This is a genomic window from Pantoea sp. E956-1 (assembly GCF_982223955.1).
In genome coordinates, this window is sequence record NZ_CEUYZP010000146.1 from 1 (window position 1) to 250 (window position 250).

The following is a 250-nucleotide window of genomic DNA, read 5'->3' on the forward strand; positions in this document are numbered from 1 at the left end:
GGAAACAGGTTAATATTCCTGTACTCGGTGTTACTGCGAAGGGGGGACGGAGAAGGCTATATCAGCCGGGCGACGGTTGTCCCGGTTTAAGCGTGTAGGCGGAGCGTCCAGGTAAATCCGGACGCTTGTTAACGCTGAGGCGTGACGACGAGGCACTACGGTGCTGAAGTGATAAATGCCCAGCTTCCAGGAAAAGCCTCTAAGCATCAGGTAACACAGAATCGTACCCCAAACCGACACAGGTGGTCAG

Annotated in this window: 1 rRNA gene; it reads left to right on the forward strand. The window is 54.4% G+C overall.

Annotation, left to right across the window (positions count from 1 at the left end):
• Positions 1–250 (forward strand): 23S ribosomal RNA (locus tag AC0T7J_RS25695); the annotation flags it as partial.